The organism is Brytella acorum, from assembly GCF_029309905.1.
GTDB classification, from domain to species: domain Bacteria; phylum Pseudomonadota; class Alphaproteobacteria; order Acetobacterales; family Acetobacteraceae; genus Brytella; species Brytella acorum.
In genome coordinates, this window is the sequence record NZ_JARBJP010000007.1 from 72,311 (window position 1) to 97,200 (window position 24,890).

Genomic DNA, 24,890 nt, shown 5'->3' on the forward strand with positions numbered 1-24,890 from the left:
TCCACCGAAAGGCGGCTTCAGGCCGCCTTACCGGCGACCGGGTGCCACCGAGCGGAAAAACACCTGTCGCGTGGCATAGGACAGCCAGACGTCATGGCGCGCGAACCAGTCCGCGCCCATCAGCATGTCCGCGCCATCCTGCACGTCCGATACGGTCAGAACGGGCTCCCGCCAGAGACCGGCGCCGCTCTCCTCGTGACCCTCTCCGAGAGACAGGAGGTGGAATCGATGCCAGACATAGCGTTTCGCATTCATGTCCACACCGCTCGAAATCCCGCCGGGATCGCGCGCCAGAACGGCGTCATCGACCCCGGTCCTGCGCGCGAACGCGCGTGACACCACATGCGAACGCGCGCCGCTATCCACCAGCGCCCGCCCGGCAACACCGTCGAGCCGGAACGGCACCGTCAGCCGTCCACGATCCAGCGCCGCGGGCAATGTCTCGAACGGCGCGGGCCATGACGGCACATTGCGACAGGCGCCTCCACCCACGGCCCAGAAGACCAGACGCCCGTGCGGGACATCGATCTCCAGATCGTAACCGCGCCACAGATCCGCGCCCATCAAGCCCATGATCGGCGGTTCGAGATCGTCAGGAACGCCGGGCAACGCCCCCAGCGGCATCGGACGGGGCCCGAGTTCGAACCCGCCAAGCCGCAACGACCTCACGACGACCACCGGCGAAAGCGTTCCACGCCCGTTCGCGCCACGCATGACCGTCATGATGCGCGGATCCGCGCGCAGATCGAGGCGCTTCTGCGTCTCCGGCGTCACCAGACTGCCTTCCGAACCCGTATCGACCAGCATCCGCCCGGCATGACCATCCAGCCGAACCGGGGCATTGAGAAACAGGGAATCGCTGCGGATCGAGACCTCCAGCACGGGCGCCACATGGCACGACTCCGCCCTCGCGACATGGCTCCCCAACGCCATGAGCGCCGCCAGAACCCCGGCCCGTCGCCTCATATCTTCTTCCCCGCTTTCCCGTCCGTAACCGTCGCCTCCGGCATCCCACCGGCCATCGGATGGGCCGACCGCCAGACGGAGAGCAGATGGCGCTCATCCGCCAGCGTATAGACCTGCGTGGTCGAAAGACTGGCGTGACCCAGAAGTTCCTGAATGGACCGAAGATCCGCGCCGCCTTCAAGCATATGCGTGGCGAAGGAATGACGGAGCGCATGCGGCGTCGCGCTCGATGACAGACCGGCCTGTTCGCGCCAGGTCTGCATGGCGCGGCGTGCGACAGGCGCCTGCAACCGGCCGCCACGCACACCCGTAAACAGCGGCGCGTCAGGCGAGGGTGCGGGATGAACGCGCCGCCATGCCTCGAGCGCCGTCACGACGGCGGGAAGCAGCGGCACGATCCGCTCGCGCCCCCCCTTGCCCACGATCCGCAGCAGACCATCCCCCGCGCCGCCGAGATCCCGACAGTCCAGATCCAGCGCCTCGCCGATGCGTAATCCCGCGCCATAAAGCAGCATGAAAAGCGCCTCGTCGCGCACCGCCCCTTCGGTCGTATGCGACAGCGCCGCGATATCCTCCGGCGCCTTCAAAGCATCCTCGCGCGACAAAGGGCGTGGCAGACGCTTTCTGGTTTTCGGCGCGGCAAGGAGCTGCGGCGCGGGGTTCTCGATCCCGTATCGCTCGGCGAGATAGCGGAAAAACGAGCGCAGGGCCGAAAGCCGCCGGGCCCGACTCCGCGCACGCCCGTCCGTCGTCACCACACGCCGGGTCGGCTTCTGCTCCGTTCGGGCGGTTTCATGCGCGAGCCATGCCCGGAGATCCGCCACCTTGAGCTTTCCAAGCGCCGCGAGATCCGGCTCTCCGCCCAGATGATCGGTCAAAAACCCCAGGGCGAGACCAAGATCATGGCGATACGCCGCCACCGTCCGCATGCTGGAACGGCGCTCGCGCGCCATCCATTCCAGCCAGGTTTCGACGGCCTCGCCCGCTTTCATGCCCGCGCGGCCTCAACGGAAAACAGATGGAACCCCGCCGTACGGCGACGCGCGCGCTCATTCGCGCTAGGCTCGATCCGGAGCAGGGAGCCATCGACAGTCAGCATGATGCGGGAAACATTAGTCGAGCCGAAGGACAAGCGCGAGAGCCGCGAACGCCTGCCCGTTCTCCTGCCGCTCCCTTTCCCCGGCCCGCTGGACTATCTCCCCCCCTCCGTCGGCGACATTCCGGAGCCGGGAACGCTCGTCCGCGTCCCGCTCGGACGACGGGAGGAAACCGGCTGCGTCTGGGACGTCGACTCGACCGTGCCCCCCGATCTCGCGGCCCCGCCCGGACCCGCCATCGACGTCAGGCGGCTGCGTCCCATCCGCGCGACCCTCGACATTCCACGCCTGCCGCAATCCCTGCGCCGCTTCGTGGACTGGCTGGCCGCCTATACGCTGACGCCGCCCGGCCTCGTGCTCGCCATGGCCCTGCGTGCCTGCAACACCGACACGCCCCGCCCCAGGCTTGGCTGGACGCGTGGCGAAACCGACCCCGCCGACATTCGCATGACCCCGGCCCGCGCACGCGTTCTCGGAGCCCTCGGCAACGCCCCGCGCTCGACGGGCGACCTCGCAAGCCTCGCCGATGCCAGCCCCGCCGTCATACGCGGCATGGCCGCCATCGGCCTTTTGCGCGAAACACCCCTGCCGCCCGAGGCGCATTTCGCAACCCTCGACCCCGCCTTCAACCCGCCCGTTCTCTCCCCCGGACAGGCGGAGGTCGCGCAGGAGTTGCGCGCCGGTGTGGACGCGCGTTGTTTCAGCGCGACCTTGCTCGAAGGCGTGACCGGGTCCGGCAAGACGGAAGTCTATCTCGAAGCGGTCGCCGAGGCCCTGCGGCAGGGCCGTCAGGTTCTCGTGCTGCTGCCCGAAATCGCGCTCTCGGCGCAATGGGCCGAGCGCTTCACGAAGCGCTTCGGCGCGCAGGCCGCCATCTGGCATTCGGACCTCGGCACGAAGCGTCGCCGCATCACGTGGCGCGCCGTGCTCGACGGTCAGGCGCGCGTGGTCGTCGGCGCGCGCTCCGCGCTGTTCCTGCCTTTCGTGGATCTGGGGCTGATCGTCGTGGATGAGGAACACGACACCGCCTTCAAGCAGGAAGACGGCGTGACCTATCACGGTCGCGACATGGCCGTCGTGCGCGCGCGCCTCGCCGATGTGCCGATCGTCCTGGCCTCCGCCACTCCGAGCCTCGAAACCGTCGCGAACGTCGAAGCCGGGCGCTACCGCCATCTGCACCTCGCGGACCGCCACGGCGGCGCCCTCATGCCCGATGTCGAACTTCTCGACATGCGCACCCATCCGCCCGAACGCGGGCTGTTCCTCTCGCCCGTCCTGACCGACGCCATCGAACAGAGCTTCGCCCGCGGCGAACAGGCCATGCTGTTCCTCAACCGGCGGGGTTACGCGCCCCTGACCCTCTGTCGCGCCTGCGGTTTTCGCATGGAATGCCCGAACTGTTCGGCCTGGCTGGTCGAGCATCGCGTCCGCCACGAACTCGCCTGTCATCATTGCGGCCATACCGAGCCCATGCCACCGACCTGCCCAGGCTGTCAGGCCGAGAACAGTCTCGTGCCGATCGGCCCCGGCATCGAACGCATCCTCGAGGAATCCCGCGCCCGTTTCCCTGATGCGCGCATTCTCGTCATGGCCTCGGACACGCTCGGCTCACCCCAGGCCACCGCCGAGGCCGTCCGTCAGATTTCGGCGCGCGAGGTCGATCTCATCATCGGTACGCAGATCGTCGCCAAAGGCTGGCATTTTCCGCATCTGACGCTCGTCGGCGTGGTGGATGCGGATCTCGGCCTCGGCGGCGGCGATCTGCGCGCCGCCGAACGCACGGTCCAGTTGCTCCATCAGGTGGCCGGCCGCGCGGGCCGCGCCGAAGCGCCCGGCCACGTGTTTCTCCAGAGCTATGTCTGCGAGCATCCCGTCATGAAAGCGCTCGTCTCGGGCGACTATCAGGGCTTCCTGGCCCAGGAAGCCGCCCAGCGCCGTCCGGGCTTCTGGCCGCCCTATGGCCGCCTCGCCGCGCTGATTGTCAGCGCCCACACCGCCGAAGCCGCCGATCGTCTCGCCCGCACGATCGGCGAGCACGCCCCCCGGATCCCGGGCGTGCAGATTCTCGGTCCCGCCCCGGCGCCGCTCGCGCTGCTGCGGGGGCGTCACCGTCGCCGCCTCCTGCTGCGCGCGCCGCGCAACATCGCCGTTCAGCCTATCCTGCGCCATTGGCTGGCGGGACTGCGAACCGCGTCTCAGGAGAAAGTTGAAATCGACATCGATCCCGTGTCGTTTCTCTAAATGCGTGTGGTTTTTATGAAAAGAACACAAAAAGAGCGCTCTACGCCTCTTTTTAGTCATAAATATCCCAGCATTTATCGAGGCGATACCGGGAGCGTGATGCAATGTATCCCCGGTATCGCACCGCCCAGAATGTGACCTCATGGCCGCGCCCGTGACGATCCCGGACCAGCCCCCGCTCCACGGCCCGACTCTGCTTCGCCCATCTCTCCGATCAGATCCAGAAAAGCGGCGACGGCCCGGCTGCGACTGCGTTCCCTGTGACTGAGTCCGAAGAAAGGGCGCGGCCCGAAATCGAGCGGGGCCGCATACAAGGCCCCTGAAGCCAGCGCCGCGGAGACCACGAGAGAAGAGAGCGCCGCCACGCCCGCGCCCGATTCCGCCGCCGTCCGCACGCTTTCATTCGAAGGCAGAACCAGAACATCGCGAAGCGTCGACGGATTAATCCCTGACTTCCGGAGCGCTCTGTCGAGAAACGAACGGGTCCCCGACCCCGGCTCACGCGCGATCCAGGCCGCGTTTTCAAGCCAGTTCCGATCGACGGTCTCTCCGTCAAACGGCGTCGACCGCACGAGCCGCAGACGATCGAAGCCCACGGTCCATGCCATAAGCGCCGGATCATCGACATGGCCTTCCACGACGCCGAGTTCGGACCGCCCTTCGCGGACGGCATTGGCGACCTGCTCCGTATTGCCCAGTTCCACCAGAATCCGGATCGCGGGAAAGCGCCGTCGATATTCCACAACGAGCGGCGGCAGCCAGTAACCCGCGATCGTCTGGCTCGCCATCATCCGCAGCGTGCCGCGCCTGAGACCGCCCAGCTCGTCGAGAACGTTCCGCGCATGCTCGGCATCGGCCAGAACGCGCCGCGCCTCGTCGAGAAAAATCCGCCCGGCCTCCGTCAGAACGATACCCCGTCCGACGCGATCGAAAAGTCGGATCGCGTGACGGGCTTCCAGCGCCGCAATGGACGCGGACACTGTCGATTGCGTGACGTTCAGGGCCCTGGCCGCCGCCGTCACGTGCTCGCGCTCGGCCACGCTGACAAAAATCCGAAGCTGCTCCAAAGTCATTCATCGAATTTAACGAACGAAACAAACAGATCAATTCATTTTTTTGATTGTTTGAAATCCACTATCCCGGCCGTCGGGAGAACCTTTCATGCCACGATCCAGGCCACACCCGACCTCGAACCGTCTCATCGCCGCGACGCGCGCGCGCCTGCCCGGCCTCGCGGCCTGCGCTGGCGTGACCGCGATCGCCTATGCTCTCGAGGCCGCGGAACATGCCGCTTTCGGCCGTGCCTGGCTCGAAGCGCTCGTCCTCGCCATCGTGACGGGCACGGCGATACGCAGCGTCTGGACGCCCGATCCGCGCCATCAACCCGGCATCGCCTTCTGCGCCAGCACGCTCCTGGAAATTTCGGTCGTCCTGCTCGGCCTTTCCGTGAGCACGACCAGCCTTCTCGCCATCGGCCCGCTGCTGATGGTCGGAATCGCCGCCATCGTGGCGGTCACCCTGCTGCTCGGCTTCGCCATCGGTCGGACGCTCGGCCTGCCCGCACGCATGGCGCTCCTGGTCGCGTGCGGCAACGCCATCTGCGGCAATTCCGCCATCGCCGCCGTCGCGCCCGTCATCCGGGCCGACAGCAGGGATGTCGCCGCCGCGATCGCCTTCACGGCCGTTCTGGGCGTGGCGGTCGTGCTGACCCTGCCATTCATCGGCATCGCCCTGGCCATGCAGGACAGCACCTATGGCGCTTTCGCGGGCTTGACGGTTTATGCGGTGCCGCAGGTCCTGGCCGCCACAGCCCCTTTCGGCAGCGTCGCCATGCAGGTCGGCACGGTGGTGAAACTGGTGCGCGTCCTGATGCTCGGACCCGTCTGCGTGACCCTCTCGCTGGTCGCCGCGCTTTTCTTCCCCGGGAGCGACACCCCGCACGACGAGACGCGCAAACACGGACGGATCTTCCGCTTCGTACCGTGGTTCATCATCGGCTTCCTGATCCTCATCGCGTTCCGTTCCACCGGCCTCGTGCCCGGCACGCTGGTCGCGCTGGCCAAAACCATGGCCACGGGACTCACGGTGATGTCCATGGGCGCGCTCGGTCTGGGCGTGGATCTCGGCTCCGTCGCCCGGGCCGGACTTCGCGTGGCCCTGACCGTGACGCTCTCGCTCCTGGGCCTCGCCACGCTCAGTCTCATCGTCCTGCGCCTGCTCCCCGGCGCATGACGCGGCTTCCGCCCCGGCTCACACCGTCAACGCTTCGGCAAACATCGCCCTGTTCGCCGCCACGTCGGCCGCGCCCAGAACGGTGTTGTAATACCGCTTGTGATAGGCGCTCAGAGCCGCGGCATCCCGCGCATCGGGCAAAGGCGCGGGTGCGCGCAGATATCGCACCCGCGTCATGGCGCAGGCATAGCGCAGATTGCTGACAAGCTGCGCCAGCGGCGGCAGGTCGGGCGCCAGCATCGCCCTGATCGTGACATGCAGCGCATGGCGCACCGGAAAATTCAGATAATTCACCCAGCAGTCGTCATGCGTCTCCGGCTCCATCTGCCACAGACCAAGCGCCGGCCCCGCCCCGAGTTGCCGGAGATAGACACATCGCGTTTCGACCAGCGCCGTACCGGTCACGAGGTTGATCGCCGCGGGCTGCGCCAGTCCCAGCGCCTCCAGCGTCGGCACGACGACACAATGCTTGAGTTGACCGAGATCCAGCCCGTTCATCCGTTCTGCCCCAGCGAAAACGCGAAATGCACCGCTCCCGTTCCGAGAACGGAGGTGATCAGCGTGATCAGGCCGGTCACCACCGCACGTTCGCCCAGCAGTCGATCGAGCTTTGAATTCACCTCCCGGTTGCCGCTATCGACTTTCACTTCCAGCGATTTCATCTGTTCGCGTAGCGATAGGATTTCGCGACGCATTTCCGCCCGCATCTGCTCCTGCTGATCCGATAACGTGCCGGACAGCGTTTCCAGTCTCAACACACGGTCCTCAAGGAGCCTCAGTCCCAGTGGTGCGGCGCCCAGCGGGGTCATTTGCAGTTCAACAGTCATCAAATTCTCTCGGATTTAAAATGCAGGCATAAAAAAAGCGCCCGAAAAGCGGACGCTCATAATTGGCACTGTGCCATAGACATAGGCAAAACCATTCCGTCTTGCAACATTTTCCTTTTGAACAAACCAGAAACCACCCGCCTCGATGACCCATGAAGAGACGCCCGGAACGCCTCGACACGTTCATGAAAGCCAACCCCGGCAGGGTAGATTTAGCCGCGCGCTTCCAGCCCCAGCGCCCGCGCCGCCAGTGTGGCGACATCGCGACGCAGAGCCACGACATTGCCCTTTCCATCGGGATGAACACGATTGGTCAGGATCATCACGGCGCTGTCGGAGAAGGGATCGAACCAGAGCGACGTGCCGGTATAGCCGGTATGGCCGAAAGATCCCGTCGGAAAAATCGCGCCCCGAGGCGATGAAAAATGGGTCGCGATATCCCACCCCAGACCCCGGATATCCGTGGCCTCTTTCAGGGGCTGCTGCGGCGTGGTCATGAGTTGCAGCGTTTCCCGTTTCAGGGGAAAGGCGCTGGCGCGCCCCTTCAGCCGATCCATCAGCGCGAGCGCGTAACGCGTCGTGTCTCCGGGTGTCGAGAAATACCCCGCATGACCGGCCACTCCGCCCATGCGCCTAGCCGTCGGGTCATGCACCACGCCGTCCAGGATCACGCCATTCTCGTCATACTGCGTCGGCGCGATCACGGATTTCAGCGCGGCGGACGGCAGAAATCCCGACTGGTCCAGCCCCATCGGCTTCAGGATATGCTGCCGCGCATAGACGTCCAGCGGCAACCGGCTGAAATGCTCGACCAGAAAACCGAGCGCGAGAAAATTGATGTCGCTATAGACGAAATTCGTCCCCGGCGGATGGTCCGGCGTCGATCCGATGACCCGGCGCAGCCCCTCCTCCTTGCCCGTCCAGGGCGTCTTGAGATCGACATCCGGCGGCAGGCCGGAATAATGCGTCAGCAACATCCGGACGGTAATGCCGTCTTTGCCGTTCGCGGCAAATTCGGGCCAGTATCGCGCGACAGGATCGTCGAGCCCGAAAAACCCCGCCTCCCAGAACTGCATGAGGCTCGGCGCGGTGATCAGCACCTTGGTCAGGGACGCCATGTCGAAATGCGTCTCCCACGTCATCGGCAGACGCTCCGGCACCAGCGCGCGCGCGCCGAAAACACCCCGATAGACGAGCGCCCCGCGATGACACACGGTCACGACCGCGCCCGGCGTATGCCCCGCCGCGATGTCCCGCCGCACACGCCGCTCGATCGGCGCAAAGCGTTCTCCCGGCGTCGCCGCACATCCCGTTACCAGAAGCGGAGCCGTCCAGACCGGCAGCGAGCCCCAGACCGGTAGCGAACCCATGAGCGCACGGCGGCTCATGCGAAACGAATCACGCGCATCATTGTGTTTCATGAACGCCATCCTGTCGCGATCTTCCGGGACCGACAATCCCCTCCCCGCGCCACGGGCGATAACCCAGGCTCATGGAACGGACACGTTCAGGATGTTTGCGAAAGGCGAACGACGGGGTAGGCAGGAGCCATGTCCATCGCCGTGCTCGTCATCGTCGCCTATATGGTGCTCCTGCCCACCATCTCCCTGGCGCTCTCACGCGGCCAGCACGGCGACCCCTCGCGCGCCCATCACGATCTGCCCGCCTGGGCCATCTGCCTGTCGATCGTGGCCACGGAAACCTCGACCCTGACCGTCGTGAGCGTCCCCGGCGTCGCCTACGGACGTTCTTTCGTCTTCACGGGCCTTGCGATCGGCTATCTGATCGGGCGCGTGATCGTGGCGCTTTTCTTCCTGCCCCTGTTTCGCGACCGGGACATGGCGAGCGCCTACGAATATCTGGGCCAGCGCTTCGGTTCCGTCACGCAACGCCTCGTATCGGCCACCTTCCTCGTTACACGCGTTCTGGCGGAATCCGTCCGCCTCTTCGCGGGCATGCTCCCCGTCGCCGCGTTATGCGCCGCCTCGGGCCTGCCGGGCGTGACGAGCCCGTTCGGACGGCTCGCCCTGCTAATCGTCATCATGGCGCTCACCCTGTCCTACACGATGCTCGGCGGTCTGCGCGCCGTCATCTGGTCGGACTCCATCCAGCTCGTGCTCTATCTCACAGGCGCCTTTGCCGGCATCGCGATCCTGCTCCACCGCCTGCCCGACGGCGCACTCGCCGAGACGATCAGCCATGCCCGTCTTTTCTCGCACGGCCTGCCGCCGCTCACCGATCCCTTCACCTTCGCCGCCGCGATCCTGGGCGGGACGGTGCTGACACTGGCCTCGCACGGCACGGACCAGCTCATGATCCAGCGCTGCCTCGCGGCGCGCAGCCTGCGCGGCGCTCAGAGCGCCATGATCGGCAGCGCGCTGCTTGTCGCCGTGCTTTTCACGTCGCTTTCCCTCATCGGCGCGCTCCTGAGCACACAAAACCACGCCGCGCCGCTGGCCACCCCCGATCACCTTTTCCCGGATTTCATCCTCACGCTGCCGCCAGCCCTGTGCGGCCTTCTGGTAGCAGGAATCCTCGCAGCCACGATGGGATCGCTCTCGAGCGCGATGAACGCCATGACAGGCGCGGTCATGGGCGATTTCCGCCCCCTCCTGGCCCGTTTTCCCTGGCCCGAAACGGCACTGTCACGCGGCATCACCGCCTTCTGGGGAGCGGCTCTGATCGTCGCTACGCTCGCCTTTTCCGGCGGCCCGCAATCGACCGTGCTTTTCGCCTTCTCGATCACGTCCTACTGCTATGGCACCGTGCTGGGCGTCTTTCTGCTGGCCATGACAAGCCCGCGCGCCACCGGGCGCGACGCGCTCATCGCATTTGCAATTTCCGTGCTCACCGTCGCCACGCTCTCCCGGATTGAGCTGGACGGGCACGGCATCGCCTTCTCATGGCTCGTGCCCGCCGGAGCTGTGGCCGGGCTGGCAGCCGGACGCCTGAGCAGCCTGCGAACCTGACAGAGCCTTTCTGACAGCGGATCAGCCCGCGGGAACAGCCCGCGGCTTCCCGTCATGATCGATGGCCACCATCACGAACACCGCATGGGCGCAATATTCAAGCGCCTCGTCCCCGGGCTGGCGCGCCCAGAGCTCCGTCTGAAACTGCATCGATGTCCGCCCGACATGCACCGGATGGCAGTAGATCTGTATTTCATGCCCCGGCAGCAATGGCCGCACCAACCGCAGGTCATTCACCCCCGCCGTCATCACCCGTCCCTTCGCACGCGCATTGCCCGCCAGCGTCGCCGCGATGTCGAGCTGCGCCATGATCCAGCCGCCGAACATCGTACCCACCGAATTCAGATCGCTCGCCAGACACAACGTCCGCAGGAAGACATCCCCCGTTGGAGCCGTCGGTTTCTCGCGGCGATGAGGATGGGTGGGAGAAGAGGTGCCGCTCATGGGTTCCATGTCCGTCGTGAAGGAGACGTTATTGTTGGAACCGTCCAGGAAACGCGACAAGCCTCCGAAGCGGCCCCGGCGATCACGAACGACTGAACGGCTTCACTCCAGCGGCGCAATGGCTTGCGTCGCGGCATAGGTTTCCGCCTCGGCCGGAAAGCTCCGCTCCCGCACGGCCTGGGCATAGGCTTCGACCGCACCGCGCGCCGCATCGCCCAGCGTCCCGAAACGCCGGACGAATTTCGGCGCGCGCGGCGTCAGCCCCAGCATATCCTCCAGCACGAGAATCTGCCCGTCGCACCGCGCGGATGCACCAATGCCGATCGTCGGAATCGAAAGGTTTTCCGTAATCCGCACGGCCAGAGGCTCAACCATTCCCTCAAGAACAACCGCGAACGCACCGGCTTCGCTCACGGCCAACGCATCGGCCTCGATTATTGCCCAGTCGGCCTCGTCACGACCCTGCGTCCGAAACCCGCCCATCGTCATGACCGATTGCGGCGTCAGTCCGATATGGGCCATGACCGGCACGCCACGACGTGTCAGGAAAGCAATCGTCTCGCGCATGGCCACACCGCCTTCGAGCTTCACGGCGGCGCATCCCGTCTCGCGCATCACACGCGACGCATTTTCGAAGGCCTGTTCCGGACGGCTCTCGTAGCTGCCGAACGGCAGATCGACGACGACCAGCGCATGGCTCGCCGCTTGCGCCACGCTCCGACCATGCAGAATCATGAGTTCAAGCGTCGCCCCCAGTGTCGACGTCATGCCGTGCTCAACCATCGCCACACTATCGCCGACGAGGATGACATCGACATGCGGATCGACCAGCCGCGCCGACAGGGCGCTATAGGCGGTCAACGCCACGATCGGCGCGCCTCCCTTGCGCGCGCGGATTTTCGGGACCGACAGGCCGGAGGAGGAACTCTGAACACTCATGAAAACGAGTCTGCCCGATCGCCGGGTCGCAAACAACATGCGGAATCAGAGAGATTAAGGTCCCCTTGCAGAACCCGGAGGCCGGGCGCTCTCCTTCCAGGACCTACCCTGAAACGGCGAGGCGCGTCAGAAACGCCTTCATGGACTGCCGGGCGCGGGCCGCTTCGCGACCCAGCGCGATCAGCGCACCGATCTGCCCCGGCTGACGCGCCAGCCCCCCGATCAGCCGCGGCACGGAAATCCGTCCACCGGCCAGCACATCGCAGGCGACCGGCGGCAGATCACGACGCGCATCGTCACAGACCACGCGCAGCACGGCAAACGGCAGCCCGCTTTGCGCCACCAGCCCGCTTTCCATATCAACAGCCAGACAGCCGCTCCGCTTGTACAGCGCCTCTTTCTCAGCCGCCGTCACGACCAGCGTATCGCTGTGACGCAGCCCGTCTCCCAGCGCATCGGGCAACGCCGCCCCGAAACGCGCCCGCATCGCGGAGTCCGTTTCGTAGGTGACGCCATCGACATCCACCCAGGCCGCGACCTGAACGGCTCCGGCGCGAACGTCCGGTGAAAGACCCGCCGAGCATCCGAATGACAGCAGCGACGTCGCGCCCGACCGTCGCAGACGATCCATCGCCCCGCACGCGCCCTCGAACGTCGCGCCGCTCACGGCGATCGGCGCATCCGGCAGAAGCATCCGCAGAAGCTTCGCTTCGGCTTTCAGGCCAACCAGCGCGCCAAGCATCAGAACCCGTACTCGACGCGCCCGGCATTGCTCAGGCCGAGATTGCGGAAACGCGACAGCGCCATGAGCGGAAAGAACTGCTTGTAGCCGTGATAGCGAAGATAGAAGACCTTGGGGAAACCGACGGCGTTATAAGGCTCTTCCTGCCACTCGCCGTCCTCGCCCTGCACGGTCACGAGATACGCGATGCCACGACGGACAGCCTCACTGTCGCGGCGTCCCACCGCCATCAGTCCCAGAACGGCCCAGGCCGTCTGCGTCGGCAGGCTCGTCTTGTATTCTCCCGGCGGTCCGCCTTCGTAGCTCGCGCAATCCTCGCCCCAGCCACCGTCGGAACGCTGCACACTCTCCAGCCAGCGCACCGCCCGCAGGACCGCCGGATCGTCATGCGGCACGCCCGCCGCGTTAAACGCACACAGAACCGACCAGGTGCCGTAGATATAGTTCGTGCCCCAGCGCCCGAACCAGCATCCCTCCGGCTCCTGCTCCCTGCGCAGATATTCGAGCCCACGGTCCATGACCGGCCGGTCATCCGGATCGCCAAGCTGGGCCAGGAAGGAAATGCAGCGCGCGGACACATCCGCCGTCGGCGGGTCGAGCAGCGCGCCATGATCGGCGAACGGAATGTGATTGAGAACGTCGAGGTCGTTGTCGATATCGAACGCGCCCCAGCCGCCATCGGTGCTCTGCATGCCGATGATCCATTCCCGCGCGCGTGAAATGGCTTCCCTGTTCCCCTCGGGATCTTCACGATGCATCAACATACCGACGACAGCCGTGTCATCCACATCGGGGTAATAGTCGTTCTCGTACTGGAACGCCCAGCCGCCGGGGCGGACATCCGGGCAGTTCAGCGCCCAGTCACCCTTCACATCGAGAATCTGACGCTCGCGCAGCCATGCCATGCTCTTGCGCAGGCTGGCTTTCGTCTCGGCCGGTTTGGTCGCCGCCGGGCCGGAAGACGCTTCCGCCATGGCCAGACCAGCCAGTCCGGTGTCCCAGACAGGCGAGACGCAGGGCTGACAATAGGTTTCATCGCCATTATGGACGAGAAGATCCTGCACGGCCTGCCATGCCTGCGCCGCGCGCGGATCATTATCGGGAACGCCGAGCGCGCGATACATCATCACGACATTGGCCATGGCCGGATAGATCGCACCCAGACCACCACCGCTCAGACGCGGCTCGATGAACTCGATGGCCCGACGGAACGCTTTCTCGCGCAGAGCTTTGGGAAAGCGGTACTGAAGCGGCTGCAGCGCCACATCCACATATTTGAACGCATGCCCCCAGATGGAGCGGAACGGTCCGCGGATCCAGTCTTTCACCGCGTCGGGCGGCGTGACGAACAGCTCCTGGATATGGATGCCGCGCGGATTGATCGCCCGTGGCTCCTTAGCCCGCAGCACCAGCAGAGGCGCTATGACCGAGCGCGACCAGTAGGACATGTTCCACATCGAAAACAGTGCCCGTTTGGGCATCAGCATCAGCTCGATCGGCATGGCCGGCGTCGCGCACCAGGGCACTTCACCGAACAACGCCATCTGAAACCGCGTGAAAACATTGCTGCGCGCCGCGCCGCCACGATCCAGGATCGCCTCGCGCGCCAGTTTCATATGCGGGGCGTCGATATCGTCGCCGATCGCCTTCAGCGCGAAATAGGCTTTCACGGACGCCGAAAGATCAAAGCCGCCATCATGATAAAGCGGCCAGCCGCCGTGCTCGCCCTGAATGCGACGCAGATAATGACCGATCCGAGCCTGAAGCCCGTCATCGATCCGGTCCAGATAGTGCTCAAGCAGCACATATTCCGCCGGAATCGTCGCATCGGCTTCCAGCTCGAAAACCCAATGCCCATCCTCGCGCTGCCGCCCGCTCAGGGCAGCATGCGCGGCTTCCACGGCCTGCTGAACCTGGCGCGCATCGGCAGCGGCCGCATCGGGCACCACCGGCGTTTCAGGCCGTTCCAGAACGTCGGAATAGATCAACATCGTCGGCTATCGTCCTCAAATGACCATAAAAACAGGGATTTTACTCCATTGTCGCAAATCGGTCATCATTCTTGATGCATCCGAGCCGTTCAGCCCCCCGGCAGAAGCCCCGAAGCCCGGCTTGCCGTCACCCCTGAACGGATCGCGCCCTCGATGGTCGAAGGCAGTCCCGTCTGCGTCCAGTCGCCCGCGAGAACCATATTCCCGAACGGCGTGGCCGCACCGGGACGTAGCCTGTCCTGCGCAGGCGTGGCGGCGAAGGTCGCACGCTTCTCCCACACGAGTCGAACCGGCGGCATCACGACAGGCAAACCACCGCTCACGACCGGTCCGATCACGCGGCGCACCTCCTGCCAGATGGTTGCTTTCAAATTTTCGTGATCTCTTGACCCATATCGGTTGGCCGCGCTCACCGTCACCGAAAGAATGTCGTCCTTGACGAACACCCACTCCGTAATCCCGCCGACCACGCCGACGAATCCGGCCTGCGCGACGCGCCCGCGCACATCCGGCACTTCCGGCAGGCGGTAATGCACGTTGACGATGCTCTCGAACGCGTCCGGCGCCGTGAAACCGGGCCAGTGGGGCGCCAGAAGACCGGAGGCCACAGGGGCGGGCACCGCCATCACAACATGATCCTCCGCCCCGAGCGCCATGGTTTCGGCCCCGAAAACCAGAGCCGTCACACGTCCATCACGCGTCTCCAGCCCCGTCACGCGCGCGCCATGACGCACTTCGCTCCCCAGCGCACCCAGATGCGCGACGGCCGGGTCCACAAAGCTCTCCGACAGCCCTTCGGACGGATACCAGGGACAGCACGCCATGCCGCCCTTCGCCAGAGACTGCTCGACGATGTTCCCCAGCAGCCGCGCGCTGCCCGTCGCACAATCGGTGTTGAGCGCCGAGACGGCGAAGGGTTCCAGAAGGCGGCGGCTCAGCATTCCCGGGATCAGACAGGACTCGACGGTTGCCGCGTCATCCGCCTTCAGCAGCCGGAAGAGCGAACCCAGTTCGCGCATCTTCATGCCCGGCACGCGCGCCCCGCCCGGCAACGCCCAGAACGGCACCCGTCCTCTGGAGAGCCTGAGCGCCCAGGCCAGATCGGCTTCGAGATCGAAATAGGGGAAAATCGGAACGCCGGGGCCTTTGAGGGATTTCTCGGCCCCGATCAGCCCCAGATAGCGAAACACAGCGTCATTGGCGGAGAGCACCAGATGATTGCCGTTATCGATGCGCGTGCCGAGCGCCTTGTCATGATAGGAGCGCGCCCGCCCACCACAGGCCGGCCCCGCCTCATGGACCGTCACGAACGCGCGCCCCGCCAGCTCGATGGCCGCCGAAAGCCCGGCGAGCCCGCCGCCGATCACATGCACATGGGTCATGACGTCGCCCTCAGACCGCGTAGGCAATCAACGACCGCACGCCGCGCACGAGCTTGCTGACCTTCACCGGCCGTTCCGGATGACGCCAGCCGCGCTTCATCAGAGCCGCCAGAACACAGGCATAGGACGCCGCCATCATGCGCGCCGGTCGCATCGCCCGGTGATCGCAGCGCTTCATCGCCACGACCGCCGCGCGGAAATGATCCTGTGCCCGCGCCGCGAGAACGCGGCACAGCGTATCCAGCCCCTGCGCATAGAGCGCCTCGTTCGGATCGAGCGGCACATCGTAACGCTGCAACAGCTCGCGGGGCAGGTATAGCCGTCCGCGCCCCGCATCCTCGTCGAGATCGCGCAGGATATTGGTCAGCTGGAGCGCGCGGCCCAGATGATACGCCACCCTGTCCGCCGCTTCCGAGGCATCGCCGAAAGCCCGGACCGACAGACGACCCACCGCCGAAGCCACCCGATCGCAATAGAGGTCGAGCGTCGCCTCGTCAGGCGCCACGATGATGGTCTCGGCGTCCATGGCCATGCCGTCGATCACCGCGTCGAAATCCGCCTGGCGCAGATCGTAGCGACGCACGGCGTCATACAGCGCCCGATCCAGCGCATCCTGCGTCTCGCCCGCGTAAATACGCACGATGCGTTGATGCCACCCGGCCAGCGCCGCGCCGCGATCCGGCACGACAACGTCGCCATCGGCGATATCGTCGACCTCGCGACAGAACGCGTAGATCGCGAACATGGCATAGCGTCGATCCTTCGGCAGGACCTTCATGCCCCGCGCGAACGATGTGCCCGACCGGGTCACCACCGCCTCGACATGCATACGATCGGTATCGGTTACGCGGCTTTCGCCGGCTTGCCATCCGCTCAAGGCTCTCTCCATGCCATGCCGGGACGTCCCGACCGTAATGAACCGCTGGCGCTTCTAGCCGTAAAACATCAAGACGACAAAGTGACCGCCGTTTCATGCCGTTCCACGTCATGAAAATCTGACGTTTCGTCTTTCCTCCACAGAGCACGGAGAATTTCCAGCATGTCCATATCCCTGTCCATGTCCCGGACCACCATTCTCGCCGCCCTCTGCTGCGCCATACCCGTCGCTGCCCGCGCCGCACCGCCGAAAAGCGCCACGGCCCACGCGCAGACGCTGCTCAAAGACGATCACTCCTGGAACGGCGTCGCCTATGAGCACTATCCGACCACCCAGCCCCAGCTCACGATGCTGAAGCTGACCATTCCGCCCCATACGGCGTTGCCCTGGCACCACCACCCGGTTCCAAACGCGGGATACGTCCTCGAAGGGCAGTTGACGATCCAGGATCGGGAAAGCGGCAAAGAGAAAACCTTCCATCAGGGCGAGGCGTTCGCCGAGAGCGTCAACGACATCCATCGCGGGGTTTCGGGCGACACCCGAACGGTTCTGCTGCTGACCTATTCCGGCACCCCCGGCACGCCGACCTCGGTTCCCGAAGACCAGAAAAATCCGGAATACTGAGCGGGTTCCAACCCGAAGGTTTTCACGTCGGAACGACATTGACAGCGCCATGCCGCCCTCCCTAGCGTGGTGCGGGATTCAGAAATCGCCCGCAGCACAGGGAGACGCGCATATGGCCACGGTTTTTTCGAAAGAGGTTGAGGACGATCTCCGCGCCCGTGGCTATTCACGCCGCCAGTTCGGGCGCATTTCTTCCCTGCTGTCGGTGGGCGCCGCATTCGGCAGCCTGATGCCGGAAGCCTTCGCCGCCGCCCCCAGAAAAGATCCGGGCTTCGTCGGCCATACCGACATGATCCGCATCAGCACCAACGAGTGCTGGACGGGACCGTTCCCTTCCCCGGCGGCGGCCGGACAGGCGATCGTCCTTCAGGGCAACCGCTACGAACCCGACCACCTGCGCAAAACCCTGATCGAGACCGCTGCCACGGTGGAAGGCGTTCCGGTCGGGAACGTTCTGCCCTGGCCCGGCTCGTCGGAGCCTCTGCTACGCACGGTCATCTGCTTCTGCTCGCCGACGCGCGGCGTCGTAACCGCCAACCCGACCTATGAGGCGGTCTGGGGAAGCGCCGAATGGCTCAGGACCAAGCTGACCCGCGTGCCGCTCTCGGCCGCCAACAACTACGCCACCGATGTCCGCGCCATGCTGCGCGCCGACCCGAACGCCGGCATGTATTATATCTGTTCGCCGAACAACCCGACCGGCACGGTGACGTCGCTCGAAGACATCCAGTGGCTGGCCGACAACAAGCCGAAGGACGCGGTGCTGGTCGTCGACGAGGCCTATATCCACTTCTCGACCGCCCGGAGCGCCATTCCCCTCACACAAGGCCGTGACGACGTCCTCGTTCTGCGCACCTTCTCCAAACTCTTCGGCATGGCCGGTCTGCGTCTCGGCCTTACCTTCGCAAGCCCCGCCCTGCACGACCGCATGATGCGTTTCGACGGCGAGAACCTCATCAGCATGCTGAGCGTCGTCGCCATGGCCGTCGGTGGCCCAAGCCTCGTCGAAAAGGACATGATCCTCCAGCGCCGCAATGACATGATCGCCGCACGCGACATGACGTTGGCCCATCTGACCAGGCGAAACATTCGCTTTATTCCCGGAAGCCAGGCCAACATGATTCTGGTCGACTGGAAAAAACCGGCCCCCGCCGTCAAGGAAGCCTTCGCGCGGCAGAAGATCGAGATCGGCCGCAACTGGCCCATCTGGCCGACCATGTCACGCGTGACGATCGGATCGATGCGGGACATGGAAGGATTCTGCGCCGCGCTGGACAGGATCATGGCGTGATCACGCGAACCGGTGACAGGCTCCGCCCCAGAAGAGATGGAGTTTTCACATAAAAATCGAGGCACGGCATGACATGGCGATGCCGCGAAATCTATGGATGCTGTGCCTCTGACGACGGGCTCGACGTCAAAGGCGCGCAGTAGCCCGTGCCGACATGGCGTTGCGGGTCGAAAGCTTCCTTCTCGGGACGACGCTCCAACACGACGTGTCTGGGCGTCGTGTCCCACGGAGAGGTCATCATCCCCTCCAGAGCCCTGTCGGTCTTCACGCCGTCAAAAGACAGTCGGCGGGAGCCGCCCGGCAATGAGGCCACAAAAGCGAAACGTCCGGGCGCCCGCGCGTCGTTGACGATCTTCGCAGGCGCCGGTTCCATGAAAACACCTTCGGACCAGTAAATCCAAAGATCCGGATGCGGGCCACCGCCCTGCTCTTTCACGACGTAGCCCGCGACGTCCCCGCTTTCCTTTTCGTAACAGCTATTGGTGTAGAACGCGGTCTCTGAAGTCTTTTCCGCTCCGGCGCAAGGATGCGCGAAAGTCGCCATGGCCAGCAACGACGATCCAGGGAAACACACCTTCCTCCGAATTTTCAGGGCCCACATCCAGACCTGCGCCAACTCCGTCTCTCCCTTTCCCATCGCGCGCGATAGACGACCCGATCAGGGCACGGAAACATCGCGCACATTATCCGTCCGGTCCGGCTCCGGAAGCTTGTGATCCGGATCGAGTTCGGCCCGCGCGACCCGCTTGCCGTCCGGCAGGGTGATCGTCACATGATCATGCAGATACCAGCTTTCCGTCGGCACCACCCGATCCTCATGAGAGCCATCCGCATAGGTGACGCACAGCGTCACCGGCAGGAGCAGCTTGCCCGTGTTGCGCACGACGACCATCGTGCCGCCGTCCTTGGCCGCCGCGACGCTGTCGAGCGCGTAGCCCGGCGCCCAGTTCTCGAAATACCAGCCCCGCCAGAACCATGTCAGATCCTCGCCCGTTTCGCTGCTCATGAAGCGGAAGAAATCCGAAGGCGTCGGATGGTGGAACGCCCAGGAGGCGATATAACGCCGGAAAGCCGGGTCGAACCGTTCCGGTCCGAGGATCTGCTCGCGCAACAGCATCAGCCCGTAGGCCGATTTGAAATAGGTCACCGGATGGCGGTATTTTTCCGATACCAGTTCGGACGGCGTCATGAGCGTCGGCGCCTGCGGATCGGTCAGAACCGGCAGGATATCCTCCGCCGGACGACCGGTTTTCGGCGCGAACTCGCTATCGCTCTTGGGCGCGTATTCCCCGTGATTGAAATGGTCCGATGCATAGACGTCGATGAACGTGTTGAAGCCTTCATCCATGAAGGCGTTGCGACGCTCGTTGGAGCCGACGATCATCGGAAACCAGTCATGGCCCAGCTCATGCGTCGTGATCCAGAACAGTTCCGGCCCGTGATCCTCCCATCCATCGAACACGATGCCGGGATATTCCATACCCGCGCCATGACCGCCCAGATTGACGGCGTTCGGCCAGGGATAGGCGAACCACTGCTGCGAAAAATACTCGATGGCGTGTTTGACATAATCCGTCGAGCGATCCCACGCCTGCGGTCCGATCCCCTCGCGCGGATAGACCGACATCGCCAGTCGCGGCACCGGCTTCATGCCCGGCGCGGGGGCGACCGGCGGCAGGTTGATGCGAGCGGCATCCCACACGAAGGCATCTGACGCCGCGAAAGACACGTCGCGCGTGTTGGTCATGTGGAAGCGCCAGGTTTTCTCTCCCGCACGGGCCAGATGGCTCGCGGGATCGGTCACGTCCTCCGCCGTGCGGATCATAACGCGCGTGTCGCTCTTCCCGGCGGCGTCGAGGCGGGATCGCTCCTTCGGCGTGAGAACTTCCGCCGGGTTGACCAGCGCGCCGGACCCGGCGACCGTGAAGTTCCACGGAACCGTCACCGCATAGTCGAAATCGCCGTAATCGAGGAAGAATTCCTGCCCGAGGAAGGGCAGCGTGTCCCAGCCGCGCCGGTCATCGTACACGGCCATGCGGGGATACCACTGCGCGACCTCGAAGATCGTGCCGTCCCTGACCGGCGTCACCGCCGTCCGGCCACCCCAGACGCCCGGTATGGTGTGATGCCACACGATATGCAGCCGCACCCTGCCGCCATGGGCCAGCGCAGTCGGAAGACGCACCTGCATACGGGTATCGGAGACGAGCGTCGCGACCGCCTGACGGTGAGCAGCCTCTCCAACCTCCACCCGTTCGATCACCATGCCGTCCGTATGGTGCGGATGACGCTCCGGGTTGGAGAACCCGGCCCGCGCGCCGTCCTTGTAGATGTTCTGATCGAGCTGCACCCACAGGACATCCAGCGCATCCGGGCTGTTGTTCGTATAGGTGATGGTCTCGTCGCCGCCCAGAACGTGGGAAGCCGGATCGATATGCGCGCTAATGCTGTAATCCGCGCGATTCTGCCAGTAATCCGGCCCCGGCAGCCCACTGCCCGAACGATATCGGTCAGAGGCGTCCGGCAGAACCAGAGGCGCGAAGACCTGCCGCATCGCCAGAGGCGCATTCTGGCTGGGAGCGGGAGGCTCCCCCGCGCTCGCCGTTGCGAGCAAAAAGGCCGGGGAAGACAGGAAGATCGTCGAACACCACAGGAAAAGACGCCGCATACCACCCCCGGGAACATCAAGAACGTTCCTATGCGGTACCGTAACGCTTTCGATCCGGCAAGACGACCGTAGGCCGAACCTTCTATCAGAACTCCTGGTAGAAGGACGGATCCTGATTTTTGGTGCGTCCGTCCGGACGGGCCAATGTTGCGATCGCGGCCATATCATCCGCAGTCAGTTCGAAGTCGAACAGGAACAGATTGTCCTTCTGTCGCTCGGGCTTGGCGGATTTGGGGATCGGCACGACGCCAAGCTGCGTATGCCAACGCAGGATCACCTGCGGAACGCTCCGGCCCAGGCGCTCGGCAATCTTCGTCAGGACCGGGTCCTTGAGCATGGCGCTCGCACGGCCAAGCGGACTCCATGCCTGGGTTACGATATCATGCGCCTTGTTCCAGGCGCGCTGCGCGTCCTGCGGAAAATACGGATGCAGCTCGATCTGGTTGACGCTCGGAACCTCGCCGGTCGCTTCGATGATGCGCTCAAGATGCTCGGGCAGGAAATTGCACACCGCGACCGAGCGAACCAGACCGCGCCGCCTGGCTTCCACCAGCGCCTTCCAGGCCTCGACATACTTGCCCTCTTTGGGATTGGGCCAGTGAATATAATAGAGGTCGTAATAGTCGAGCTGGGCGCGATAGAGCGACTCCTCGATCGTAGCCAGCGCTTCGTCATACTGATGATGACGTCCCGGCAGCTTCGAGGCCACGATGAGCTTGTCGCGGGAAACACGCCCGTCTCGCACGGCTTTGCCGACCGCGCCTTCGTTTTCGTAATTGAACGCGCTGTCCAGCCATACGTAACCTACGTCGATCGCGCTTTTCATCGCCTCGACGCCGGCCGAACCATTGAGCTTGTACGTTCCGAACGAAACGGCGGGCAGCGTCAGTCCATCATGGGTTTTGAGAACTGGGATGGTCATGATGTGTCCTTTCACCGGATGGCGGCATATCCGGAGTTAAAGACTCACATCGCCCGACGGTTCAATTCAGGCCACGCGTTTATGACCGCCGCGTATCCGCGAGCGCGCCCGGCCGCACGAGTCCGACGATCACGATGGCCGCCAGAACCGCGGAATAAACGCCTTCGAGCGCCGCCATCGAGAAAGGGAGTCCGAACACGTAGCTTGGCGCATCACAAGGTTTTGTCGGCCGCAGCGGCATGCTCAGCAGCCTCTCACGATAGGTGCTGCCATGCACGATCGGCGCCCGACACGACGGAAACGGGCTCTCCCACCAGTGATGCTCGACCCCCACATGCACAAATGAGAGCAACGCGCTCGCGGTAAGCAGAACAAGCCCCGCAACCAGAGACCAGAATCCGACACGCCGGGGCACGACGAACGCCAGAACGCCCGCGACAAAAATAAACCGCCACGGTACGCGCTCGACCAGGCAGAGTTCGCATGGCACTTCACCGAGAACGTGCTGCGAATACCACGCCGTTCCCAATGCGAAGAAACTTGCGAAAATCAGCAGAACCCCGAGACTGCTCTGAACGGCCGAACGTGTCATGATGGACTGGCTGTCTCCCCAAGCACCTCAAGAAAATGCCGCGCCCAATGCGCCGCGGTATTGCGCGTCACTTCCTCGTTCAGCGCTTCCCATCGTTTTTGCCGCTCGTCCAGAGGCATCGTCAATGCCTGGTCGAGCGCATCGGCCACATCGTCGCAATCATAAGGATTGATGAGCAGCGCGTTTTCCATTTCCGGCGCCGCTCCCGCGAAATGGGACAGAACCAGCACGCCGGGATCCGCAGCGTCCTGAGCCGCCACGAACTCCTTGGCGACGAGGTTCATGCCATCGCGCAACGGTGTGACGAGCGCCACATCCGCGAGCCGGTGAAAGCTCGCCAGCAACGCACGCGGCACGGGCTGGGTCAGATAGCGGATGGGCGTCCAGTCGAAATCGGCATGCTGGCCGTTGATGAAACCCACCAGCTCATCGAGTTCGCGGCGCAGCGTCTGATAACTGGAGACCCCGGCGCGTGACAGCGGCGAGATCTGCAGGAAAACAGCGCCCCGCAGATGCTCCGGATACCGCTTGAGAAGGGTCTCGTAACCCCGAAGCCGCTCGGGAATGCCCTTCGAGTAATCCAGGCGATCCACGCCCAGGATCAGCTTGCGTCCGCGCAGGCTGTCCTTGAGGCGTTTCACTTCGGGATCGCGAATGTTGTCAACGGCCTGCTGCGCGAATTCCTTGGGATCGATTCCGATGGGGAAGGCCTGCGCCGCCTTGTCGAGACCGCAGCCACGGAAGCATTCGTTGAGATTGCGCACGTCCTCCTCGGTCTGAAGACCGATCAGATCATACGAAACCATCTCCCGGAGGAATTCCGCCGCCGGAGGCAGGACGCGCATGACGCTCCACGGCGGGAACGGAATATGCAGGAAGAAACCGATCTTGCATTTGACGCCGCGTTTGCGCAGTTCGGCACCCAGCGGCATCAGATGATAGTCATGAACCCAGATCGTATCGTCCGGCTTCAGAAACCGGACAAGATGATCGGCGAACATCGCATTCACCTCGCGATAGACCCTCAGATCCTCACGATGAAAGTCGATGATCCCGATACGATAATGAAAGAGCGGCCAGAGCAGGGCATTTGAGAAGTTTTCGTAAAAACGCTCGTATTGCTCCCGTGTCAGATCCACCGTCGCAAAAGTGACGCCTTCAACCTTGTCGAAAACCGGCTCCTGATCCGCTGAGTCTTCGGAATACTGCCCCGACCAGCCGAACCAGACGCTCTCCACCCCTTTCATCGCATCACGAAGCCCCACGGCGAGGCCGCCGGCGGGCTGTGTGCGCTCGCGGGGCGACGGCACCCGGTTGGAAACAACGATCAGACGTCCCATGCACGCACCTCCGCGTAATGTCGCAGCCACATGCGGAAAGCATGAGGGGTCGGAAAGTCTTCCGGGATCCGGAAGCCCACACCGCCGACGAGTTCGGCCGCCCTTATGCCGTCCATATCGGTCACATCATCGCCCACGAAAATCGGGCGACGTCCCGCGAAGGGAGCTGCCTCCATAAGGGCGCGCACCGCGTTCCCCTTGTCGATCCCGGCCGGGCGAATCTCCCATGCCATTTTCGCGGGATGAAGCTCAAAGGCGCTCTGGCCCTCCAGCCATGATCGCATCGCCGCTTCCATCGGAGATCCGGCTTCCGGCGCGCCACGATAATGCAACACGAACCCGGCCCGTTTGCGCTCAAGACTGGCGCCAGGCCAGGCCGCGACAAGACGTTCGGCCTCCATCAGCCATGCCGGAGGCAATTCCAGCAGTGTATCCCGGCTGATCGGATCGCCAGGATGGCGGCGGATGGCCACCCCGTGCTCGCCACAAACCGCCGTCGGGACGCCCGGCAGGAAATGATCAACCTGTTCGATCGGGCGGCCGGTCACGATCGCAAGCGCCCCTCCGCAGAGGTCGCGCAGCCGTATCAGCGTTTCGGCAAGTCCGGGCTCGACCACCACGCTGTCAGGCGTCGGTGCGATATCGACGAGCGTCCCGTCAAAATCGAGCAGAAAAGCAGCGTGCCCAGGCGCGATGTCGATATGCGGCGATACTGTCGTATCCCGCGTCGCAGTCGTGTCTGTCAT

At 64.4% G+C, this 24,890-nt stretch carries 23 protein-coding genes; 5 read left to right on the top strand and 18 right to left on the bottom strand.

The window, feature by feature from the left end:
- Nucleotides 1-27: 27 nt before the first annotated feature.
- On the bottom strand, nucleotides 28-966 hold the full coding sequence (locus PWM43_RS11710) for a retropepsin-like aspartic protease (RefSeq protein WP_289842699.1): 939 nt from the start codon (nucleotides 964-966) through the stop codon (nucleotides 28-30).
- Entirely contained in the window at nucleotides 963-1,958 is a 996-nt protein-coding gene (locus PWM43_RS11715; RefSeq protein ID WP_289842700.1) for a tyrosine recombinase XerC, read from the bottom strand. The genes PWM43_RS11710 and PWM43_RS11715 overlap by 4 nt, the downstream gene beginning before the upstream one ends.
- A gap of 105 nt (nucleotides 1,959-2,063) precedes the next feature.
- Here PWM43_RS11715 and PWM43_RS11720 point away from each other — a divergent pair, with 105 nt between their 5' ends.
- Nucleotides 2,064-4,304 (top strand): primosomal protein N', encoded by a 2,241-nt coding sequence (locus PWM43_RS11720; RefSeq protein WP_289842701.1) that lies wholly within the window; start codon nucleotides 2,064-2,066, stop codon nucleotides 4,302-4,304.
- Nucleotides 4,305-4,444: 140 nt separating this feature from the next.
- Here PWM43_RS11720 and PWM43_RS11725 read toward each other — a convergent pair whose 3' ends face one another.
- Complete coding sequence (locus PWM43_RS11725) at nucleotides 4,445-5,377, bottom strand: LysR substrate-binding domain-containing protein (RefSeq protein ID WP_289842702.1); 933 nt, start codon at nucleotides 5,375-5,377, stop codon at nucleotides 4,445-4,447.
- 88 nt (nucleotides 5,378-5,465) lie between these two features.
- Between PWM43_RS11725 and PWM43_RS11730 the strand changes: the two genes are divergently transcribed.
- Entirely contained in the window at nucleotides 5,466-6,536 is a 1,071-nt protein-coding gene (locus tag PWM43_RS11730) for a YeiH family protein (RefSeq protein ID WP_289842703.1), read from the top strand.
- Between the two features lie 18 nt (nucleotides 6,537-6,554).
- Here PWM43_RS11730 and PWM43_RS11735 read toward each other — a convergent pair whose 3' ends face one another.
- The 3 genes from PWM43_RS11735 to PWM43_RS11745 form a co-directional block, all read right to left on the bottom strand.
- Nucleotides 6,555-7,034 carry a hypothetical protein gene (locus PWM43_RS11735; protein WP_289842704.1) on the bottom strand — a complete coding sequence of 160 codons (480 nt, stop codon included), beginning with the start codon at nucleotides 7,032-7,034 and terminating at the stop codon, nucleotides 6,555-6,557.
- Nucleotides 7,031-7,363, bottom strand: a complete 333-nt coding sequence (locus PWM43_RS11740; RefSeq protein WP_289842705.1) for a hypothetical protein — start codon at nucleotides 7,361-7,363, stop codon at nucleotides 7,031-7,033. Before PWM43_RS11740 ends, PWM43_RS11735 begins: the two co-directional genes overlap by 4 nt.
- A gap of 212 nt (nucleotides 7,364-7,575) precedes the next feature.
- Nucleotides 7,576-8,733, bottom strand: a complete 1,158-nt coding sequence (locus tag PWM43_RS11745) for a serine hydrolase domain-containing protein (protein ID WP_394356077.1) — start codon at nucleotides 8,731-8,733, stop codon at nucleotides 7,576-7,578.
- A 180-nt stretch (nucleotides 8,734-8,913) separates the two neighbouring features.
- Here PWM43_RS11745 and PWM43_RS11750 point away from each other — a divergent pair, with 180 nt between their 5' ends.
- On the top strand, nucleotides 8,914-10,332 hold the full coding sequence (locus PWM43_RS11750; protein ID WP_289842707.1) for a sodium:solute symporter: 1,419 nt from the start codon (nucleotides 8,914-8,916) through the stop codon (nucleotides 10,330-10,332).
- A gap of 21 nt (nucleotides 10,333-10,353) precedes the next feature.
- Here the strand turns inward: PWM43_RS11750 and PWM43_RS11755 are convergent, their stop codons facing one another.
- The 6 genes from PWM43_RS11755 to hpnD all read right to left on the bottom strand — a co-directional run bounded on the left by PWM43_RS11755 (nucleotide 10,354) and on the right by hpnD (nucleotide 16,719).
- Nucleotides 10,354-10,776: an acyl-CoA thioesterase gene (locus tag PWM43_RS11755; protein WP_289842708.1), complete on the bottom strand. Its 423-nt coding sequence runs from the start codon at nucleotides 10,774-10,776 to the stop codon at nucleotides 10,354-10,356.
- Between the two features lie 102 nt (nucleotides 10,777-10,878).
- Nucleotides 10,879-11,715 carry a 3-methyl-2-oxobutanoate hydroxymethyltransferase gene (gene panB, locus PWM43_RS11760; protein ID WP_289842709.1) on the bottom strand — a complete coding sequence of 279 codons (837 nt, stop codon included), beginning with the start codon at nucleotides 11,713-11,715 and terminating at the stop codon, nucleotides 10,879-10,881.
- Nucleotides 11,716-11,818: 103 nt separating this feature from the next.
- Nucleotides 11,819-12,457, bottom strand: a complete 639-nt coding sequence (locus tag PWM43_RS11765; protein WP_289842710.1) for a nucleoside phosphorylase-I family protein — start codon at nucleotides 12,455-12,457, stop codon at nucleotides 11,819-11,821.
- Nucleotides 12,457-14,448 carry a squalene--hopene cyclase gene (gene shc, locus PWM43_RS11770; RefSeq protein WP_289842711.1) on the bottom strand — a complete coding sequence of 664 codons (1,992 nt, stop codon included), beginning with the start codon at nucleotides 14,446-14,448 and terminating at the stop codon, nucleotides 12,457-12,459. Before shc ends, PWM43_RS11765 begins: the two co-directional genes overlap by 1 nt.
- A gap of 89 nt (nucleotides 14,449-14,537) precedes the next feature.
- Nucleotides 14,538-15,830 (bottom strand): hydroxysqualene dehydroxylase HpnE, encoded by a 1,293-nt coding sequence (gene hpnE / locus PWM43_RS11775; protein WP_289842712.1) that lies wholly within the window; start codon nucleotides 15,828-15,830, stop codon nucleotides 14,538-14,540.
- A gap of 10 nt (nucleotides 15,831-15,840) precedes the next feature.
- Nucleotides 15,841-16,719, bottom strand: a complete 879-nt coding sequence (gene hpnD, locus PWM43_RS11780; RefSeq protein ID WP_394356076.1) for a presqualene diphosphate synthase HpnD — start codon at nucleotides 16,717-16,719, stop codon at nucleotides 15,841-15,843.
- A 150-nt stretch (nucleotides 16,720-16,869) separates the two neighbouring features.
- Here hpnD and PWM43_RS11785 point away from each other — a divergent pair, with 150 nt between their 5' ends.
- Complete coding sequence (locus PWM43_RS11785) at nucleotides 16,870-17,331, top strand: cupin domain-containing protein (protein WP_289842713.1); 462 nt, start codon at nucleotides 16,870-16,872, stop codon at nucleotides 17,329-17,331.
- A gap of 112 nt (nucleotides 17,332-17,443) precedes the next feature.
- Nucleotides 17,444-18,622 carry a pyridoxal phosphate-dependent aminotransferase gene (locus tag PWM43_RS11790; RefSeq protein WP_289842714.1) on the top strand — a complete coding sequence of 393 codons (1,179 nt, stop codon included), beginning with the start codon at nucleotides 17,444-17,446 and terminating at the stop codon, nucleotides 18,620-18,622.
- Between the two features lie 91 nt (nucleotides 18,623-18,713).
- Here the strand turns inward: PWM43_RS11790 and PWM43_RS11795 are convergent, their stop codons facing one another.
- The 6 genes from PWM43_RS11795 to otsB form a co-directional block, all read right to left on the bottom strand.
- Nucleotides 18,714-19,166, bottom strand: a complete 453-nt coding sequence (locus PWM43_RS11795) for a hypothetical protein (protein ID WP_289842715.1) — start codon at nucleotides 19,164-19,166, stop codon at nucleotides 18,714-18,716.
- Nucleotides 19,167-19,280: 114 nt separating this feature from the next.
- Complete coding sequence (locus PWM43_RS11800; protein WP_289842756.1) at nucleotides 19,281-21,176, bottom strand: M1 family metallopeptidase; 1,896 nt, start codon at nucleotides 21,174-21,176, stop codon at nucleotides 19,281-19,283.
- Nucleotides 21,177-21,375: 199 nt separating this feature from the next.
- Complete coding sequence (locus PWM43_RS11805; RefSeq protein WP_289842716.1) at nucleotides 21,376-22,212, bottom strand: aldo/keto reductase; 837 nt, start codon at nucleotides 22,210-22,212, stop codon at nucleotides 21,376-21,378.
- 79 nt (nucleotides 22,213-22,291) lie between these two features.
- Nucleotides 22,292-22,804: a disulfide bond formation protein B gene (locus PWM43_RS11810; protein WP_289842717.1), complete on the bottom strand. Its 513-nt coding sequence runs from the start codon at nucleotides 22,802-22,804 to the stop codon at nucleotides 22,292-22,294.
- Nucleotides 22,801-24,144 carry an alpha,alpha-trehalose-phosphate synthase (UDP-forming) gene (locus tag PWM43_RS11815; RefSeq protein ID WP_289842718.1) on the bottom strand — a complete coding sequence of 448 codons (1,344 nt, stop codon included), beginning with the start codon at nucleotides 24,142-24,144 and terminating at the stop codon, nucleotides 22,801-22,803. Before PWM43_RS11815 ends, PWM43_RS11810 begins: the two co-directional genes overlap by 4 nt.
- The gene (gene otsB, locus PWM43_RS11820) at nucleotides 24,132-24,890 is read right to left on the bottom strand and encodes a trehalose-phosphatase (RefSeq protein WP_289842719.1); all 759 of its coding nucleotides are present in this window, start codon (nucleotides 24,888-24,890) and stop codon (nucleotides 24,132-24,134) included. Before otsB ends, PWM43_RS11815 begins: the two co-directional genes overlap by 13 nt.